Annotated in this window: 9 protein-coding genes, 11 tRNA genes, 4 rRNA genes, 2 pseudogenes and 1 other annotated feature; of the genes and pseudogenes, 3 read left to right on the plus strand and 23 right to left on the minus strand. The window is 41.7% G+C overall.

Going from position 1 to position 18,708, the window contains the following annotated elements; all coding sequences use genetic code 11:
• Window positions 1-216: 216 nt before the first annotated feature.
• The 23 genes and pseudogenes from CPRO_RS11975 to CPRO_RS12085 form a co-directional block, all read right to left on the minus strand.
• Window positions 217-1,896 carry a DAK2 domain-containing protein gene (locus CPRO_RS11975; RefSeq protein ID WP_066052198.1) on the minus strand — a complete coding sequence of 560 codons (1,680 nt, stop codon included), beginning with the start codon at window positions 1,894-1,896 and terminating at the stop codon, window positions 217-219.
• A 19-nt stretch (window positions 1,897-1,915) separates the two neighbouring features.
• Window positions 1,916-2,272: an Asp23/Gls24 family envelope stress response protein gene (locus CPRO_RS11980; protein ID WP_066052200.1), complete on the minus strand. Its 357-nt coding sequence runs from the start codon at window positions 2,270-2,272 to the stop codon at window positions 1,916-1,918.
• Between the two features lie 471 nt (window positions 2,273-2,743).
• Window positions 2,744-4,018: a TRAP transporter large permease gene (locus tag CPRO_RS11985; protein WP_082754354.1), complete on the minus strand. Its 1,275-nt coding sequence runs from the start codon at window positions 4,016-4,018 to the stop codon at window positions 2,744-2,746.
• Window positions 4,015-4,524, minus strand: coding sequence for a TRAP transporter small permease (locus CPRO_RS11990; protein ID WP_066052203.1), 510 nt, complete (start codon window positions 4,522-4,524; stop codon window positions 4,015-4,017). Before CPRO_RS11990 ends, CPRO_RS11985 begins: the two co-directional genes overlap by 4 nt.
• A 33-nt stretch (window positions 4,525-4,557) precedes the next feature.
• Complete coding sequence (locus CPRO_RS11995; protein ID WP_066052206.1) at window positions 4,558-5,586, minus strand: TRAP transporter substrate-binding protein; 1,029 nt, start codon at window positions 5,584-5,586, stop codon at window positions 4,558-4,560.
• A 47-nt stretch (window positions 5,587-5,633) separates the two neighbouring features.
• Window positions 5,634-6,380 (minus strand): SDR family NAD(P)-dependent oxidoreductase, encoded by a 747-nt coding sequence (locus CPRO_RS12000; RefSeq protein WP_066052208.1) that lies wholly within the window; start codon window positions 6,378-6,380, stop codon window positions 5,634-5,636.
• A gap of 372 nt (window positions 6,381-6,752) precedes the next feature.
• Window positions 6,753-7,199, minus strand: a pseudogene (tnpA, locus tag CPRO_RS15065) (IS200/IS605 family transposase); the annotation flags it as partial.
• A 281-nt stretch (window positions 7,200-7,480) separates the two neighbouring features.
• Window positions 7,481-7,897: pseudogene (tnpA, locus tag CPRO_RS12010) on the minus strand (IS200/IS605 family transposase).
• Between the two features lie 181 nt (window positions 7,898-8,078).
• A tRNA-Gln gene (locus tag CPRO_RS12015) sits at window positions 8,079-8,150 on the minus strand.
• Between the two features lie 32 nt (window positions 8,151-8,182).
• Window positions 8,183-8,254, minus strand: a tRNA-Gln gene (locus tag CPRO_RS12020).
• A gap of 24 nt (window positions 8,255-8,278) precedes the next feature.
• A tRNA-Gly gene (locus tag CPRO_RS12025) sits at window positions 8,279-8,350 on the minus strand.
• A gap of 6 nt (window positions 8,351-8,356) precedes the next feature.
• Window positions 8,357-8,440: transfer RNA gene (locus CPRO_RS12030), tRNA-Leu, on the minus strand.
• Between the two features lie 7 nt (window positions 8,441-8,447).
• Window positions 8,448-8,520 (minus strand) — tRNA-Lys (locus CPRO_RS12035).
• Window positions 8,521-8,530: 10 nt separating this feature from the next.
• Window positions 8,531-8,604: transfer RNA gene (locus CPRO_RS12040), tRNA-His, on the minus strand.
• A gap of 31 nt (window positions 8,605-8,635) precedes the next feature.
• A tRNA-Pro gene (locus tag CPRO_RS12045) sits at window positions 8,636-8,710 on the minus strand.
• Window positions 8,711-8,725: 15 nt separating this feature from the next.
• A 5S ribosomal RNA gene (gene rrf / locus CPRO_RS12050) occupies window positions 8,726-8,843 on the minus strand.
• A gap of 215 nt (window positions 8,844-9,058) precedes the next feature.
• Window positions 9,059-11,956: ribosomal RNA gene (locus tag CPRO_RS12055) — 23S ribosomal RNA — on the minus strand.
• A 199-nt stretch (window positions 11,957-12,155) separates the two neighbouring features.
• Window positions 12,156-12,228 (minus strand) — tRNA-Ala (locus tag CPRO_RS12060).
• A 25-nt stretch (window positions 12,229-12,253) separates the two neighbouring features.
• A tRNA-Ile gene (locus CPRO_RS12065) sits at window positions 12,254-12,327 on the minus strand.
• Window positions 12,328-12,333: 6 nt separating this feature from the next.
• Window positions 12,334-12,451, minus strand: a 5S ribosomal RNA gene (gene rrf, locus CPRO_RS12070).
• Between the two features lie 71 nt (window positions 12,452-12,522).
• Window positions 12,523-14,056 (minus strand): 16S ribosomal RNA (locus CPRO_RS12075).
• Together the 16S, 23S and 5S rRNA genes with 11 tRNA genes alongside form the textbook arrangement of a ribosomal RNA operon.
• A 272-nt stretch (window positions 14,057-14,328) precedes the next feature.
• Window positions 14,329-14,419: transfer RNA gene (locus tag CPRO_RS12080), tRNA-Ser, on the minus strand.
• A gap of 41 nt (window positions 14,420-14,460) precedes the next feature.
• Window positions 14,461-14,546: transfer RNA gene (locus CPRO_RS12085), tRNA-Ser, on the minus strand.
• A 429-nt stretch (window positions 14,547-14,975) separates the two neighbouring features.
• Between CPRO_RS12085 and pepT the strand changes: the two genes are divergently transcribed.
• The 3 genes from pepT to CPRO_RS12100 all read left to right on the plus strand — a co-directional run bounded on the left by pepT (window position 14,976) and on the right by CPRO_RS12100 (window position 18,649).
• Window positions 14,976-16,205, plus strand: a complete 1,230-nt coding sequence (gene pepT, locus CPRO_RS12090) for a peptidase T (protein WP_066052212.1) — start codon at window positions 14,976-14,978, stop codon at window positions 16,203-16,205.
• 19 nt (window positions 16,206-16,224) lie between these two features.
• Window positions 16,225-16,447 (plus strand) — a binding site (T-box leader).
• A gap of 73 nt (window positions 16,448-16,520) precedes the next feature.
• On the plus strand, window positions 16,521-17,750 hold the full coding sequence (gene tyrS, locus CPRO_RS12095) for a tyrosine--tRNA ligase (RefSeq protein ID WP_066052215.1): 1,230 nt from the start codon (window positions 16,521-16,523) through the stop codon (window positions 17,748-17,750).
• A gap of 320 nt (window positions 17,751-18,070) precedes the next feature.
• A complete protein-coding gene (locus CPRO_RS12100; RefSeq protein ID WP_066052218.1) occupies window positions 18,071-18,649 on the plus strand; it encodes a DJ-1/PfpI family protein in 579 nt (192 codons plus the stop codon).
• The last annotated feature ends 59 nt before the right edge of the window (window positions 18,650-18,708 follow it).

Genomic DNA, 18,708 nt, shown 5'->3' on the forward strand with positions numbered 1-18,708 from the left:
AATCTTAATTGCCCTATAATGAATTTTTTACAATTGATTTTGTTGTTCCTTTAAAATTAAATGTTATGATTTCGCTTCGTTTAACCAATGAAGGGCATCCTTATTGGCACTGCCCTTTATTTATTATATTATTAATTTTTTTGTTTAGTACCTTTTAATTGTGCTTGATAAAAAAAACCACAAAGCCCTACTAAAGGCTTTGCGGTCTTTTTCATTTTATTCAACAGAAATGATGTAGTAATATAAAGGTTGCGCTCCGCTTTGAATCTCAACTTCACAATCAGGATAGCTTTCCGTAATAAAATCAGCAATTTCCTGTGCATCCTCTGCTGTTACATCGGTACCATAGTAAATGCTAACCATTTCATTTTCATCTGTAATGGTCTGTTTCAGCACCTCTTTTGTTCCTTCTGCAACATCCTTTGCCACAACAACAATCTCATCATTCAACATTCCCAGAATGTCACCTTCAGCAATTTCTTTATCACCAAAATTAGTATCCCTTACTGCATAAGTAACCGAAACCGTTGAAACAGCCTGAATTGCCTCTTTCATTGCTTCTGTCATTTCTTCTGCCCCAAGGCCTTCAGCGTTGCAGAACATGGCACTAATTCCTTCTGGAACAGACCTTGTGGGAACCACAAAAAGCTTTTTATCTTCACAAAGATCCACAGCCTGTTCCGCAGCCAAAATAATATTTTTATTGTTTGGTAATACGATGATATTTTCTGCATTGATTTGGTCAACTGCATTTAAAATATCTTCTGTGCTGGGGTTCATTGTCTGTCCGCCCTCAATAATCATATCCACACCTAAGTTTCTGAAAATGTCGGATAGTCCTGCACCTGCAGATATGGAAACAAACCCAATGTCCTTTTTGGGAAGTTCAGGTTTTTTATCTATTTGTTTATTTTCTGCCGCTTGCACAGGAGAAGAGGTGTTTGTGTTGAAATCAATGTGATTCGTATGCTGTTCCCGCATATTTTCAATCTTCAAACCGCTCAAACTGCCAATAGACAATGCCTTCTCCAAGGCTAAACCGGGATGATCAGTATGAACATGAATTTTAATAACCTCATCATCATTTACACATACGATAGAGTCCCCAATGGTTCCTAAATAAGTCTTCAACTTCTGAACCGTGGCATCCTCTGCCTGATGTATATTGATGAAAAATTCTGTGCAATAACCAAAGGTAATATCCACATTATCGATGGATGCCAATGCACCAAAATCCACCGCTTCCGACTTTGTAGGTTCCGCTATAGAAATGGGACCATCTTCATTGATATGTTTCAAGGCACCCTCTAAGATATAGAGTAAACCACGTCCGCCTGCATCAACCACGCCAGCCTGCTTTAATACAGGAAGCATTTCTGGTGTCTTCGCCAAAACTTCGTGACCATATGCAATAATTCCTTTGAGAAATACTTCGATATCGTCTGTTTCCAATGCCAATTTTGCCCCAGCCTCTGAGCAAGCTCTGGCAACGGTTAAAATAGTACCCTCTTTTGGTTTCATAACTGCTTTATATGCAGTTAAAACACCCTTATCTAAAGCCAATGCTAAGTCTGTTACACATGCCTCTTCCAATCCTTCTAGTCCCTTGGAAAAACCACGGAACAACTGTGAGGTAATTACACCAGAATTTCCTCTTGCTCCTCTTAATGCACCACCTGCAGCCAGCTTAGAGACTTCATCCACCCTTAATGAGTTGCTCTTTTCTGACTCTCTTGCTGCCGCCAAAACGGTAAGGGACATATTTGTTCCAGTATCCCCATCAGGCACAGGGAAAACGTTCATCGAGTCAACAAGCTGCTTATTTGCTGTTAATTCGTTTGCCCCGGCGATAATCAATCTGCTTAAGCGCAGGCCATTCAACTTCAAAATACTCACCGATCGTTCCTCCTCATACTCAGTTGTCGACTCTGACACCGTCAACAAAGATATTCACATCTTCCACCTTAAGCCCTGCATATTCCTCAACAGAATATTTTACTGTGCTAATGATATTGTCTGCGATCGCTGAAATATTGGTGCCGTATTCTACAATAATGTGCAAATCCAAACTCACCTTGTTTTGATCCACACTCATTTTAATTCCTTTTGTTAAACTTTCCAGCTTCAAAAGCTGAACTAGGCCGTCTTTCATATTTTTTGCTGCCATACCCACAATGCCATAGCACTCTATCGCCGCATAACCTGCAATTCTTGCAATTACCTCATGGTCAATGCTAATTACACCATATTGATTTTCTAATCTCGCTGCCATATTAACCAGCCTCCTATCCTAATCCATGAAAATCAGGGATTTCTTTTTCGATTGCATAGTTGATATTATTATACCACTTTTTCTATGCTTTTTAAAGAAATATTTAAAAAACTTCCTCTTGAAGGCATCTATTGATTAAAAAATCAGATCATCAGCTTTAAATAGACAAAAAAAATTACATACAAAAAAATTGTATAAAAGTATATCTTATTTAGCTCCATTCTTTAAGCTTTATGAGGGATAAGGAACAAATAAAATCCCTCTTCAAATATGAAGAAGGATTTTAGGAAGGGTAATATCTATTACAAAAAAGATTTTTGTTTAATTAAATGAAATACGTCATAGTTCTGTCCATCTAAATGTGCGTTCATAAATACTTGATGTATTAAGAAGCATTTTTGTACAGTCTGGCAGAAAGCTGTATTAAAACAAGCATCCTGACTGACATAAAATTATACCGTGACACCTGAATTATTGAAGCAAGCTTGGCAACCACAGAGAAAGCTGTGGCACAAAAGTTACAAGCAATAGCACCATCATGGAAAGCAATAGCATTGGCAGTATTGACTTTAAAGTTTGAACAAAACTTGCCCGAGCAATTTGATTTGTCATTAACAAACAAATTCCTACTGGAGGCGTAACCAAACCAATACATAAATTGAAACTCATTATAATGCCGAACTGCAAAGGATCAATTCCAAAAGCAGAAAGCAGAGGCATTAGGATTGGTGTCATCATAATGATTGCAGCATTTGCCTCCATCAGCATCCCTATAACTAAGAACAGCAGATTCAGAAGCAGCAGGATTATAATTTTGTTTGAAGTGATAGCGCTAAATCCTTCCAAAACCTGTTGTGGCAGACCGGAGGTTGTAACAATATAGCTGGAAGCTTTAGAAAGGCCAACCAACATCAAGATTGATGATGTGGCAATTGTACCCTCTACAAAAACAGAAAAAATTTCATTAAGCTTCATATCTTTATAAATGAAAAGACTCACGGCCAAGGAATACACAACCGCTACAGCAGCTGATTCCGTTGGTGTAAAAATACCTCCGAAAATCCCCCCCAGAATGATTACAGGCATGAATAATGCCCAGATGCCATCTATTAATGTCAGTGCAATTTCTTTCGGCTTTTTTTTCGGATGGGCAGGCAAATCATGCTTCATTCCATAAAATAAGGCATAAATAATCAATCCACCTGCCAGCAATATCCCAGGTATTACAGAGCCTACAAAAAGTTTGGAAACAGATAAATCTGTTATGCTGGCATATACAATCAGCGTAATTGACGGTGGTATAATTGGTCCTAAAATTGAAGCAATCCCAGATACTGCTGCCGCAAAATGTGGCGGGTATCCTTCCTCCTTCATAGCAGGGATGGTAGTTCCCCCTACTGCCGATGCCGTGGCAACACCCGAACCTGATATTGCCCCAAATAAAGCGGAAGCCAATACCGTAACCACTGCCAAAGATCCTTTAATCCAACCGATTAAAGCATTTGATATATCAATGAGCTTTCCTGTGATGCTTCGTGACATAATGTTCCCTGCCAACATGAAGAATGGGATTGCTAATAAGGAGCTGGCATTCATACCCGCAAATAATTTTTGAGGTAAAACAATGAGAGGCATGTCCGCCACATTTAAGGCAACCAATGTACCAATGCCCAATGCCAAATATATAGGAATCCCCAAAAAAGACAGTCCAAGCAAAGATAGAATTACAATCAAACCGGCATTCACTGGTCATTCACCTCCCTTTTCCCTAACTCTTGAATCTGTAGCAAATTTTGAAATATTACTTCAAACGAAGTTAGAATCATAAGGATTATACCAATTGGCATACATGCATAAGGTATAGACATAGAAATTTTTAACCCCGCAGAAATATTATTTGCTGCTGTTTGACACAGCGTTAATGAGTAGTTGAGCAAAAACATCAGAAAAACAATACCTACTAATGTTGCAATAATTGTAAATATACTTTTTACCTTTGGTTTTAACAAATTAATCAATAAATCTATTTGTAAATGACTATTCCGCCTTGTTGCAATGGCTGCTGCAATCATAACATCATAGATAAATAGATACCTTGCCAGCTCCTCACTCCACGAGTTTGCAGCAGAAAAACAATATCGTAGCACTACCTGATAGACCATTACAATAATCATAACGGCAACAGTAATGCCCAAAAATATTTTTTCTACGGTTTCTAGCTTGTCCAGAAACTTCGAATAGGTTCTAATCAAAGAAATCACCTCATTATTTATCCTTTGTATAACTTACTTACCGTCGTCCATTGCTTTAATTCTGTCTGCCCAGTCTTTTAAATCAGGGAAATTTTTATCGGCAAAACCGTCAAAATGCCCTTTGAATTCATTAAGATCAACTTCAATTACGGTACAATCCTTTTCAATTAACTTTTCTTCTGCCGCCGATTCTTTTTGCAGTTGTTTTGCACTGATTTCTTTGCCAGCATACTCAGCAGCCTCTGTTACTGCACGCTGAATGTCTTCTGGCAAATTGTTAAAGTAATTTGCATCCATAATAAACAAATTACAGCTGTAAACATGATTTGTTTTAATCCAGTATTTACATACTTCATCAAATGCATAGTTCATTGAGTCAGCCATAGGGTTTTCCTGTCCAGAAACAGTGCCCTGCTGTAATGCTGTGTATGTCTCATTCATGGCCATGGGTGTTGGTGCCGCATCCATCCACTGCCAAGTTTTTAAATACATCTCAAGATTTGGCGCTCTCAGCTTAAAACCTTTAAAATCTGAAACATTATGCATTTCCTTTGTCGCCGTTACAATTCTTGGACCTCTAAAGGTTCCCCCCATTAATTTAAAACCAGAAGCCTCACCAATCTTATCTTTCATTTCCTGCCCCAAGTCGGAATACCAAACCTTCATAAAATGGTCATAATCACTGTATATGTAGGGCATTGCATCAATATTTGCCAAAGGCGTAAACGTTGCTAAAGTTCCCACGGACTCGCAGATAATATCAGCAACTCCATAGCTTAATCCTTCAAGAACCTCAGAAGTTGATCCTAAACTCGCTCCTCCATAAAGCTTAACTTCTACTCTACCGTCTGTTAACTCCTTAATTTTATCCGCAAAAACTGCGGCTGTATCATATGCATTGTCGCCTTCCGTTGAGTTTAATGCCATCTTCCAAGTATATGTCTCTCCGCCACTAGTTGCTGTCTCTTTTTCACCGCTACTTTGTGTTCCACCTCCACAACCTGCCAAACAGGATGCGGCTACTGCTGATGCTAATAAACTTACAAATAAACGTTTTTTCATTTACTACTCTCCTCCTCATTTTTTAATATACTATGATAAGCTGATACTCAGCCATCCATCGTTACCCCACCATCCACGTCACTAATTTCACCTGTGGCAAAACTGGAAAGATCTGATAAATAAAACAAAATTACATTAGCAATTTCCTTGGGATCAGCTCCACGGTTCATAGGAATAGTGCTTAAGACACGCTCCTTTTTTTCTTCGCTCAGAATTGATGTCATAGGCGTAATTGTGTAACTTGGACATACTCCGTTACAAGCAACGCCAAATAATGCTCCTTCCCTAGCAATAGCCTTTGTCAGTCCAATTACGCCAGCCTTTGATGCCGCGTAAGCACTTGTTCCTAATAATCCACCGCCTCTTTTTGCTGCAACAGATGCAACGTTTACAATTCTGCCATATTTCTTGGCTTTCATTGCTGGGAACAAAACGCTAATTGTGGTATATACACTTGTAAGATTAATTGCCACCACCTTATCCCACTCTTCTTGGGTTACCTCCTCAAAAGGCACTGTACTAACAATTCCGGCATTGTTTGCTAAGCCATGTATCTGACCAAAATCTGTGAGAATCTGACTAAATACCTCCCGGGTTTCCTGATGATCCGCAAGATTTACTTTGTAACATGAAACATTATTCTCTCCCAAATTATGCCGTATTCTCTCTGCGTTTTCCATATTCATATCGACAATAATTGCATGACCTTTTCCTTCCACAATACCTTCTGTAATTGCCTTTCCAATGCCGCTTGCACCACCTGTTACGATGATATTTCTCCCTGCAAAATCCATTCCGTAACCTCCAATTCTAATTCCATATCACTTTTTGAACATATTATAATATATTATGTACACAATCATATTATATTTGAATTCAATTCTTCCTTGAGATAAACCTATCATTAAAAAAAACTTCTGTCAATGTAATTTGAATATAAAATTAACTTTCGTCAGTATGCTATTTTTTTGTGAAACGAATTTCGTAACAGTAGATAATAATTGAATAGAATTTACTTTACTTTTTGAACACCTATTTATAAAATTTGAATTCAATATATTTAAGATATTTTAAAATTTTTATACCATTACAACTATCCAATGTTTAAAGTACTCTTAGGCTCATAAATAAAATAACCTTCCAGATGCATTTCTGCTTCCGAAAGGCTATAAGAGATTGTTTAAAATTGAAAAAAATTGCTTGCTTCTCTGTAAACGGGTAATGCACTCCTTTAGTGTTATTTGATCTGCCGTTAAATCTTCTTGTATTTGATTTCTTATATACTCCTCTATTTTTTCCTACTGTATCCACAAAATATCCTCTACACTAAAAATGTCGATTCCCATACTTATATTTCAAGTTGGCATGTCTATCAAATATTATTAATGAGCTTTTTCCTTTAAATACCCCATTATCTCAGCTACACTATGTTTGAGTGGTATCCTTATTAGCATGTATTGCATATTTCAGCCTTCATTATCTCTACGCCCTTTCCTATCCATACTCTCTTAATATCTTCCCTATATCTGCTTTTAATTTCCCGTATACGACTTGGCTTCTATACTTCGGTGCAAAGACTATGGGATATTACATTCCCATGTTGTATGTGCTAACTACTTCTGTCCATTTGGATTCCACCTTTGTATTTTAATGTAGTCGGCAAACCTACATCTATTCTATCTAAGAAGGATTCTTTCTTATAGCTTAAGCAAAAACCATCCTACCACCTTCATAGCAGATGGTTTTATCAGCTAAAGAGAACAAGTAAATATCCACGGGTCAAGCGCGTGGTTTTTCTTATGCGGGCTAGCCCTCTGTTTCTTGCGTATGTGTAAACACATAATATGAGTTCGCCAAATGCATACAGTTGCTTGCGGCCCTTAAAAGGGCTTGCTTATGGAATACATAATTGTTTGCCTAGCTTATCTTCTTTTTGTTGATTGGATATATACTCTGCTATTCTTTCTGCATTCTTTCCTGCAGTATCCACATAATAGCCTTTACACCAAAACTCTTGATTTCTATATTTATATTTCAATTGCCCAAATTGCTCATACAACATCGTGCTACTTTTTCCTTTTAGATACCCCATAAATTTGATATTGCAATCTTTGTGCTATTTCTAATAATATATATATGATCTGGACATACTTCTGCTTTTATTATCTTCACTCCCTTCCACTCACATAGCGTCCTGAAAATTTTCCCTATCTCTTCTCTTTTTTTATATTAGAATATTTTTCTCCTATATTTTTAGGTGCAAATACTATGTGTATTTGCAATTTCATTCCGTATGAGATAAACTATTTATGTCATCAAGCCCATATTAAAACTCCCTTCGTTATAATAAATTTGCAGTTGGCTTACTACAAATTTATTATAACGAAGGGAGTTCCTTTTTGCTCATCGCCGTAGGCTTTTTTGAACCATGCGTCTAACGCGTGGTTTTCTTTTCTACAATAAAAAAGCCTGTATGTATACAGGCTTTTAAACTAGGGTAGCAGGATTTGAACCTGCGAATGACGGAATCAGAATCCGTTGCCTTACCGCTTGGCGATACCCCAATAAATAAATTATGTTTAGCATTATTTGAAACCTGGGCTAGCTGGATTCGAACCAGCGAATGCAGGAGTCAAAGTCCTGTGCCTTACCGCTTGGCGATAGCCCACTATACGATAATGCAAAAGCTAAAAGCGCGAAACGAGATTCGAACTCGCGACCCTCGCCTTGGCAAGGCGATGCTCTACCACTGAGCCATTCGCGCAAATTATGCAGTCGAGGGGACTTGAACCCCTACCCAGAAACCCGGACTAGATCCTTAGTCTAGCGCGTATGCCAATTCCGCCACGACTGCAAAAACATGAGTCACTCGGGGCTCGAACCCGAGACACCTGGATTAAAAGTCCAGTGCTCTACCAACTGAGCTAGTGACCCGAAAATAAAGGGTGGATAGTGGGACTCGAACCCACGGCCTCCAGAGCCACAATCTGGCGCGCTAACCACCTGCGCCATACCCACCATAAGAAATAAATTTCCACTGATACGAGGCTCGGGGTGACAGGATTTGAACCTGCGACCTCCTGATCCCAAATCAGGCGCGCTAGCCAAGCTACGCTACACCCCGAAAGCAAAAATTGAAATCTGGCAACCATCTACTTTCCCAGGCAGCTTCCCACCAAGTATCATCGACCGCTTAGGTCTTAACCGACGTGTTCGGAATGGGAACGGGTGTGTCCCCTAAGCGCATCATCACCAGAAATATCAAGGACTTTGGCAAGCTCTCGCTTCCTCTTTGTCCTATCAGATGTATCTCTACACCTTCAAAACTGAATACAAGAATATTAGTGCTTTCCTAAGCGTTTACCAATCACCGACCAGACACCTAAGGTGTGAAGAGGTGATTGATGCGAAGGAAATATAGCGGTCTTTTCCGTTAGGAAAAGAAATTACCTCGCCTTTATCAATCGATTTATTGGTCAAGCCCTCGGTCTATTAGTATTGGTCAGCTGAACATGTTACCATGCTTACACCTCCAACCTATCTACCTCGTTATCTTCAAGGGACCTTACTTCCGAAGAATGGGAAATCTTATCTTGAGGGCGGCTTCACGCTTAGATGCCTTCAGCGTTTATCCGTTCCATACATAGCTACCCGGCTGTGCAGTTGGTCTGCAACCGGTACACCAGAGGTACGTCCATCCCGGTCCTCTCGTACTAAGGACAGCTCCTCTCAAATTTCCAGCGCCCACAACGGATAGGGACCGAACTGTCTCACGACGTTCTGAACCCAGCTCGCGTACCGCTTTAATGGGCGAACAGCCCAACCCTTGGGACCTACTTCAGCCCCAGGATGCGATGAGCCGACATCGAGGTGCCAAACCTCCCCGTCGATGTGAACTCTTGGGGGAGATAAGCCTGTTATCCCCAGGGTAGCTTTTATCCGTTGAGCGATGGCATTCCCACTTATTACCACCGGATCACTAAGTCCTACTTTCGTACCTGCTCCAGCCGTCGCTGTCGCAGTCAAGCCACCTTTTGCCTTTACACTCTTTGAATGGTTTCCAATCATTCTGAGGTGACCTTCGAGCGCCTCCGTTACCTTTTAGGAGGCGACCGCCCCAGTCAAACTGCCCGCCTGACATTGTCCCCTATCCAGATAATGGACATGGGTTAGAAATCCAATGACATAAGAGAGGTATCCCACCGGCGGCTCCACCAAGACTAGCGTCCTGGCTTCATAGCCTCCCTCCTATCCTGTACATATATCATCGAATCCCAGTATCAGGCTGCAGTAAAGCTCCATGGGGTCTTTCCGTCCTGTTGCGGGTAACCAGTATCTTCACTGGTTCTTCAATTTCACCGGGCGTGTTGTCGAGACAGTGCTCAAATCGTTACACCTTTCGTGCGGGTCAGAACTTACCTGACAAGGAATTTCGCTACCTTAGGACCGTTATAGTTACGGCCGCCGTTTACTGGGGCTTGAATTCAAAGCTTCGCTTACGCTAACCTCTCCTCTTAACCTTCCAGCACCGGGCAGGTGTCAGCCCATATACATCACCTTACGGTTTCGCATAGACCTATGTTTTTGCTAAACAGTCGCTTGAGCCTCTTTTCTGCGGCCACTTTCGTGGCTCCCCTTATCCCTAAGTTACGGGGTTATTTTGCCGAGTTCCTTAACAACACTTCTCCCGTCGGCCTGTGGATTTTCTCCTCATCTACCTGTGTCGGTTTACGGTACGGGTACGTATAATACAATAGCGGCTTTTCTTGGCAGTGTGGATTCGGAAACTTCCCTACTTTTTTTCAGTCCCCATCGCACTTCATCATCAGGAAACGGATTTGCCTATCTCCCTTGACTTTGTGCTTAGCCGGGTATTTCCATTCCCCGGTTTTCCTATCCTCCTGCGTCCCCACAGTTCTGATTATACGTAGTACAGGAATATCAACCTGTTGTCCATCGACTACGACTTTCGTCCTCGCCTTAGGCCCCGACTAACCCTGAGAAGATTAGCTTTACTCAGGAAACCTTAGATATTCGGCCTACATGTTTCTCACATGTATCTCGCTACTCATTCCGGCATTCTCTCTCCTGTTTCGTCCACCATTGTTTTCACTTTGGCTTCATCCTTGCAGGATGCTCCTCTACCACTTCCTACTCTTCGTAGGAAATCCGTAGCTTCGGTGACGTGTTTTAGCCCCGTTACATTTTCGGCGCAGGTTTTCTCGACTAGTGAGCTATTACGCACTCTTTAAATGAGTGGCTGCTTCTAAGCCAACATCCTAGTTGTCTATGAAATCCCACATCCTTTTCCACTTAACACGTACTTTGGGACCTTAGCTGTCGGTCTGGGCTCTTTCCCTTTTGTCCACGCGACTTATCTCACGCAGACTGACTCCCGAGGGTATCTCTACGGCATTCTTAGTTTGATATGAGTTGGTAACCTTTTTGGGCCCCGCGTCAGTTCAGTGCTTTACCTCCGTTAGACTCCTCTCGAGGCTAGCCCTAAAGCTATTTCGAGGAGAACCAGCTATCTCCGAGTTCGATTGGAATTTCTCCGCTATCCACACCTCATCACCACCTTTTTCAACAGATGTGTGTTCGGTCCTCCAAAGCCTTTTACGGCTCCTTCAACCTGGACATGGATAGGTCACCCGGTTTCGGGTCTACTAATACTAACTATACGCCCTATTCAGACTTGGTTTCCCTTCGGCTCCGTGGCTTCTGACCACTTAACCTTGCTAGCATTAGTAACTCGCCGGACCGTTCTACAAAAAGTACGCCATCAGGCACAAAGCCCTCTGACTGTTTGTAAGCACAAGGTTTCAGGTTCTCTTTCACTCCCCTCCCGGGGTTCTTTTCACCTTTCCTTCACAGTACTGCTTCACTATCGGTCACTAGGGAGTATTTAGGCTTGGGGGGTGGTCCCCCCGGCTTCCCACAGGGTTTCTCGTGTCCCGTGGTACTCTGGATTCTGTCAGCTGGCTCAAAATTTCGTCTACCGGACTTTCACCGTCTTTGGTCTGCTTTCCCAAAACAGTTCGACTATCTCTTGCCAATACCTTATACAGTCCGCAACCCCGAAGAACTAGGTCCTTCGGTTTGGCCTCTTTCCCTTTCGCTCGCCGCTACTTAGGAAATCGAGTTTTCTTTCTCCTCCTGCTGCTACTTAGATGTTTCAGTTCACAGCGTTCCCTTCCATACGCTATGTATTTACGTATGGATACTTGAGGTTTGCTCAAGTAGGTTTCCCCATTCAGAAATCTCCGGATCGATGGCTATTTGCGCCTCCCCGAAGCTTATCGCAGCTTATCACGTCTTTCATCGGCTCCTAGTGCCAAGGCATTCTCCTTGTGCTCTTTCTTGCTTGACCAGTTTTTTGCTTTGAATAAATTCAAAACAATAGCTTGTTCTTTGGAATGTTTCGTAGTAGCGATACTACGGTTTTGTTGACATCGTCTGCCAACACTTTGTTACTTTTATTTATAAAGAAAATTTTACTTTTTCTCGATTGACTCTTTTTTCTTGTATTCAGTTTTCAAGGTGCATCCCGACTCATTGGAGCCGGTAAATGGAGAATACGAGATTCGAACTCGTGACCCCCTGCTTGCAAGGCAGGTGCTCTCCCAGCTGAGCTAATTCCCCTTATTCAACTATAACACACTCAAAATGGGCTCAAGTGGACTCGAACCACCGACCTCACGCTTATCAGGCGTGCGCTCTAACCGGCTGAGCTATGAGCCCATAGGACTTCGGCAACCATCTACTTTCCCAGGCAGCTTCCCACCAAGTATCATCGACCGCTCAGGTCTTAACCGTCGTGTTCGGAATGGGAACGGGTGTGTCCCCTAAGCGCATCATCACCGAAGATTTGTGTGTTTGAAGGTTTGATCCTTCAAAACCAAACAGTAGTATACATTAACAACCAATACTCCATAGAAAGGAGGTGATCCAGCCGCACCTTCCGATACGGCTACCTTGTTACGACTTCACCCCAGTCGCTGGCTTCACCTTCGGCGGCTCCTTCCTTACGGTCAGGTCACCGACTTCGGGTGCTTCCAACTCCCATGGTGTGACGGGCGGTGTGTACAAGGCCCGGGAACGTATTCACCGCGACATTCTGATTCGCGATTACTAGCGATTCCAGCTTCATGTAGTCGAGTTGCAGACTACAATCCGAACTGGGACTGGGTTTTTGTGATTTGCTCGACGTCGCCGTTTTGCGTCACTTTGTTACCAGCCATTGTAGCACGTGTGTAGCCCAAGACATAAGGGGCATGATGATTTGACGTCATCCCCACCTTCCTCCGTGTTATCCACGGCAGTCTCCCTAGAGTGCCCAACTGAATGATGGCTACTAAGAATAGGGGTTGCGCTCGTTGCGGGACTTAACCCAACATCTCACGACACGAGCTGACGACAACCATGCACCACCTGTCACCTCTGCTCCGAAGAGAAGGTGTATCTCTACACCGGTCAGAGGGATGTCAAGCCTTGGTAAGGTTCTTCGCGTTGCTTCGAATTAAACCACATGCTCCACCGCTTGTGCGGGCCCCCGTCAATTCCTTTGAGTTTCAATCTTGCGATCGTACTCCCCAGGTGGAGTGCTTATTGCGTTAGCTGCGGCACCGAGGGTTCCCCCCCGACACCTAGCACTCATCGTTTACGGCGTGGACTACCAGGGTATCTAATCCTGTTCGCTCCCCACGCTTTCGAGCCTCAGCGTCAGTTTCAGTCCAGTAAGTCGCCTTCGCCACTGGTGTTCTTCCTAATATCTACGCATTTCACCGCTACACTAGGAATTCCACTTACCTCTCCTGTACTCTAGCTTGATAGTTTTAAATGCAATCCCGAGGTTAAGCCTCGGGCTTTCACATCTAACTTACCATGCCGCCTACTCTCCCTTTACACCCAGTAATTCCGGATAACGCTTGCCCCCTACGTATTACCGCGGCTGCTGGCACGTAGTTAGCCGGGGCTTCTTATTCAGGTACCGTCATTTTTTTCGTCCCTGTTGATAGAAGTTTACGAGCCGAAACCCTTCTTCCTTCACGCGGCGTTGCTGCATCAGGCTTTCGCCCATTGTGCAATATTCCCCACTGCTGCCTCCCGTAGGAGTTTGGGCCGTGTCTCAGTCCCAATGTGGCCGATCACCCTCTCAGGTCGGCTACTGATCGTTGCCTTGGTGGGCTGTTATCTCACCAACTAGCTAATCAGATGCGGGCCCATCCTGTACCGAATAAATCCTTTTCTTGCAAGAGGATGCCCTCTCGCAATGACATGCGGTATTAGTCACCGTTTCCAGTGATTATTCCACAGTACAGGGCAGGTTGCCCACACGTTACTCACCCGTCCGCCGCTAAAATATGTAATCTTCCTGCCGAAGCTCTCCGATTGCATATTTCCGCTCGACTTGCATGTGTTAAGCACGCCGCCAGCGTTCATCCTGAGCCAGGATCAAACTCTTATATTAAAGTTTTGTCCTGCCAGTCTCATGTCTGGCTACTTTCCGATTTTTTCGAAATCGGTAAACTCTTTGTCTTCTTTTGCTTTCTCCGCTAAGCGGAAAAGCTGAATTGACTATGGGTTGTGTGTTTGTATCTCTACTGTTTAGTTTTCAAGGATCAACCCGCTTTTTCAGCGGCGAAAGTTATCTTATCAGATTACTTTCTTTTTGTCAAGCACTTTTTAACTTTTTTTCGAAAGTTTTCCTTTTTTTCAAAATTTACTTTCGTTGAGTTAAAATGGCGGAGAAGGAGGGATTTGAACCCTCGCGCCGCGTTAACGACCTATCCGCTTTCCAGGCGAACCCCTTCAACCACTTGGGTACTTCTCCATAATGATCTCAGTTAAAAATGCTTTATTAAGTTGTAGCAACGGAGAGAGTGGGATTCGAACCCACGGCCCCTTTCGGAGTCACTGGTTTTCAAGACCAGCTCCTTAAACCACTCGGACATCTCTCCATATGGGTTTTCATCGCTTTTCTTGAGCAGCGAAACCTTTAATATTATATCCATGTAGATACCATATTGTCAAGAACTTTTTCTACTCTTTTTTCACTTTTTCGCCTCAAAATGTTTTTGCATCAGCGGCGGTGCTACTTAATATATCTTAAAATGATCTTCTTGTCAACCCTATTTTTCATTTTTTTTGACAACTTTTATCTTTTTTTGTTTATTCTGTGACTTTACAAGGAATCTGTCAATTTCGTGACATAATATCTTCCCATAAGGGTGGCTTTTATATTGAATGAATGCTACAATATAAAAATCTATATCATTAAAAATTGGTTATAATAATGAATAATCTTTTTTCTTTATTAATTATATCTTCTATTTAAATTTATTTAGAAAAATGTAATCAAGCATTTCTACCAAGGAGGAAATCATCCCATGAAAACTGTTACCCAGCGCCTGTTAACTTACGTTAAACATAATACAACTTCAGATTTTAATTCGGCAACCTATCCCAGCACACGTACCCAACTGCATTTTGCTGATTATTTGGTAAAAGAGTGCAGAGAAATTGGTCTAGTAGATATATCCGTCGATCAAAATGGCTATGTTATGGCTACACTGCCCGAAACTGTACCTGGTGCACCAGTAATCGGTTTTATCGCTCACATGGATACCAGCCCTGATGCAAAAGGGGATGGAATCATGCCTAATATAGTAGAACAATATGATGGAGGAAATATTCCATTAAATAATATTAGTATTTCCCCTGAGGAATTTCCCATACTACAAAATTATATTGGCGATACTTTAATCACATCCGATGGAACTACCCTTCTGGGTGCTGATGATAAGGCTGGTATTGCTGAGATTCTCACTGCTATGGATTATTTGAAAAGACATCCAGAAATACCCCATGGCAAAATTCGAATTGCATTTACTCCAGATGAAGAAATTGGCCGTGGTGTTGATTACTTTAGTGTAGAAGACTTTGGTGCAGATTTCGCCTATACCGTTGATGGCGGAGAGTTGGGTGAACTTCAATACGAAAACTTTAACGCTGCCCGAGCTATCATTCATATATCAGGGAAAAATGTACACCCTGGTACTGCAAAGAACATTATGATTAATGCAACCCTTTTGGGAACTGAAATTGCAGCATTACTTCCGGAAAAAGAAATTCCAGCAAAAACAGACGGATATGAAGGCTTTTTTCATCTTTGCTCCTTCCAAGGCACTGTTTCCTCTGCCACCCTTACCTATATCATTAGAGATTTTGATAATAATACATTTGAGCACCGCAAAAATATGCTTCAAATGATTGTTGATCGAAAGAAAAATCAATATCCCAATGCCATCAGTTTAGAAATTCGGGATGAGTACTATAATATGTCATCCTGTATTGCGGAACATATGTCTATTGTAGGTTTAGCTAAAGAAGCTATGGAATTCTGTGGCGTATCGCCAATTATCCGTCCAATCAGAGGTGGTACTGATGGCGCAAGGTTATCCTATATGTCCTTGCCATGTCCAAACTTATTTACAGGTGGCCATAACTTCCATGGTCCTTATGAATTTATTCCTGTTTCATCTATGAATAAAGCAGTAAAAACTATTATTAAAATTGCTGAGATGGGAAGAAACCTTGACTTTAAAAAAAAGTTATGATAGAATATCGCCATATTGAATATCAGCGTTGATTGAGATATATGGGCAAAACTGGTTACAGCCGCAGAGAGCAGCTTGTTTGGTGAAAAAGCTGCAGTACAGTATTTGTAAATTACGCCTCATGAGCTTTGTGCAGGGAATGGCACAGCGGTTGCTCTCCGTTATAAGAGCCGAAAGATGTTTGTCTTTTTGTATTGATAAACATAAATTAAGGTGGTACCACGGGTTCTCTCGTCCTTTCGGCGATAGAGCCCTTTTGTTTTGTCTATAATATAATCAACAAACCTGAAAAATGAAAAGATAAGGAGAATGAAAATGAATGCTTATGAAGTTTTAAAAGAACGTGGTTTTATTGAACAATTAACCCACGAAGATGAGATCAAGGCCCTTTTCCAAAAAGGTGGGGTTACATTTTATATTGGTATCGATCCCACTGCAGATAGCCTTCATGTAGGCCACTTTCTTACCGTTATGGCAATGGCTCATATGCAGCAATGCGGCAATCGTCCTATTTGCTTAATGGGCGGTGGAACAGGAATGATTGGCGATCCTTCCGGCAAAGCGGATATGCGTAAAATGATGACAGTGGAAACCATTGATCAAAATGTGGCATGTATTAAAAAGCAACTATCTCGCTTTATCAATTTTGATAATGACAAAGCAATCATCGTAAACAATGCAGACTGGCTGAGAAATTTGAATTACATTGAATTTCTTCGTGATGTAGGCGTTCATTTTACCGTAAATCGCATGCTGGCTGCTGATTGCTTCAAAACCCGTATGGATAAGGAAGCAGGCCTTTCCTTTTTAGAATTTAACTATATGATTATGCAAGGCTATGATTTCTTAGAGCTATACAACCGCCATAATTGCATCATGCAACTAGGCGGTAGCGACCAATGGTCCAATATTCTTGCAGGTGTTAGACTAATTCGCAGCAAATTAGGCAAGCCCGCTTATGGAATGACCTTTAAGCTCCTCACAAACAGCGATGGGGTAAAAATGGGCAAGACCGTTGGCGGTGCCGTTTGGTTGGATCCCGAAAAAACAACTCCTTATGATTTTTACCAGTACTGGAGAAATATCGGTGATAAGGATGTTGAAAAATGCCTGGCTCTGCTTACCTTCCTCCCTATGGATGAAGTACGCCGACTGGGTGCATTGCCGGGCAGCGAAATCAATCAGGCAAAAGAAGTCTTGGCTTTTGAACTGACAAAAATTGTTCATGGTGAAGAAGAGGCTACAAAAGCGCAAGAGGCAGCACGTGCTCTGTTTGGAAAAGGTGCGGTTGCAGGTTCCGTTCCTACAACAGAATTATCTTCTGCTGACTTTGCCGAAGGTATGGACATTTTAACCCTTCTTACCACAACCGGCGTTGTACCTTCTCGTTCCGAAGGAAGACGTGCCGTACAACAGGGTGGCGTTAAAGTGGCTGATCAAGCAATTACAGATGTAGATTTTAAAGTAACAGAAAACTTATTTACAGACGGAAAGCTCTTGTTGCAAAAAGGAAAAAAAGTTTTCCATAATGTTGTATTAAAATAACATTTCTCTTGTTTCATCAATGTTCAATACCAAACCTATCTTATTTAAGGAGTTGCCAAAACGGGCAGCTCCTTTTTAAGTATATTTTATATCCTTAACATAATATTTTATCATAGAGAAATTCAACTCTCCGTCTTATTCCGTCTTGAAATTTGATTTCCAACGCAAACAGACCACTTTTTAGTAAACCACAACAGAATAAGCCTACCCACTTCTTGATTTTTCCATAAGATAGCATTATACTATTCTTAATAACACAGTCCTTTTATTCGTGATGTGCAGCGATATGCTGTTCTAATAAAACAAAGGAGGAATTTTTTATGGCAAAAAAAGTGTTACTATTAGCAGGCGACTACACCGAGGATTATGAAACAATGGTCCCTTTTCAAACCTTGCAGGTTTTGGGATACCAAGTGGATGCCGTTTGCCCCGAAAAAAAAGCAGGTGATATCATACGCACAGCAATCCATGATTTTGAAGGCGATCAGACTTATTCTGAAAAAAGAGGCCATAATTTTGCTTTAACGGCCAATTTTGATACAGTAAACACATCTGAATACGAAGGTCTGTTCATCACTGGCGGCCGTTCTCCTGAATACTTAAGACTAAATGCTCGTGTTATTGAAATAGTACAAGAGTTCTTCGCAGCAAATAAACCTGTAGCTGCAATCTGCCATGGTCCTCAATTATTGGCAGCTGCAAATGTTTTAAAAGGGAAAAAAGCAACAGCGTACCCTGCTGTTGGCCCGGATATCACTATGGCAGGTGGTGAATATGTTGCAGTCGATGCTGATAAAGCAGTGGTTGACGGTAATTTGGTTACTTCACCTGCTTGGCCTGGAGATTCTGCAATTCTAATTGAATTTGCAAAACTTATGGGTGCAAAAATTGAAATCTGATTTAATATAGAAATTAATAAACAAAACCTCCATAGTTTTTTGACATGGAGGTTTTTTCT

It is taken from the genome of Anaerotignum propionicum DSM 1682, from assembly GCF_001561955.1.
GTDB lineage: Bacteria > Bacillota > Clostridia > Lachnospirales > Anaerotignaceae > Chakrabartyella > Chakrabartyella propionicum.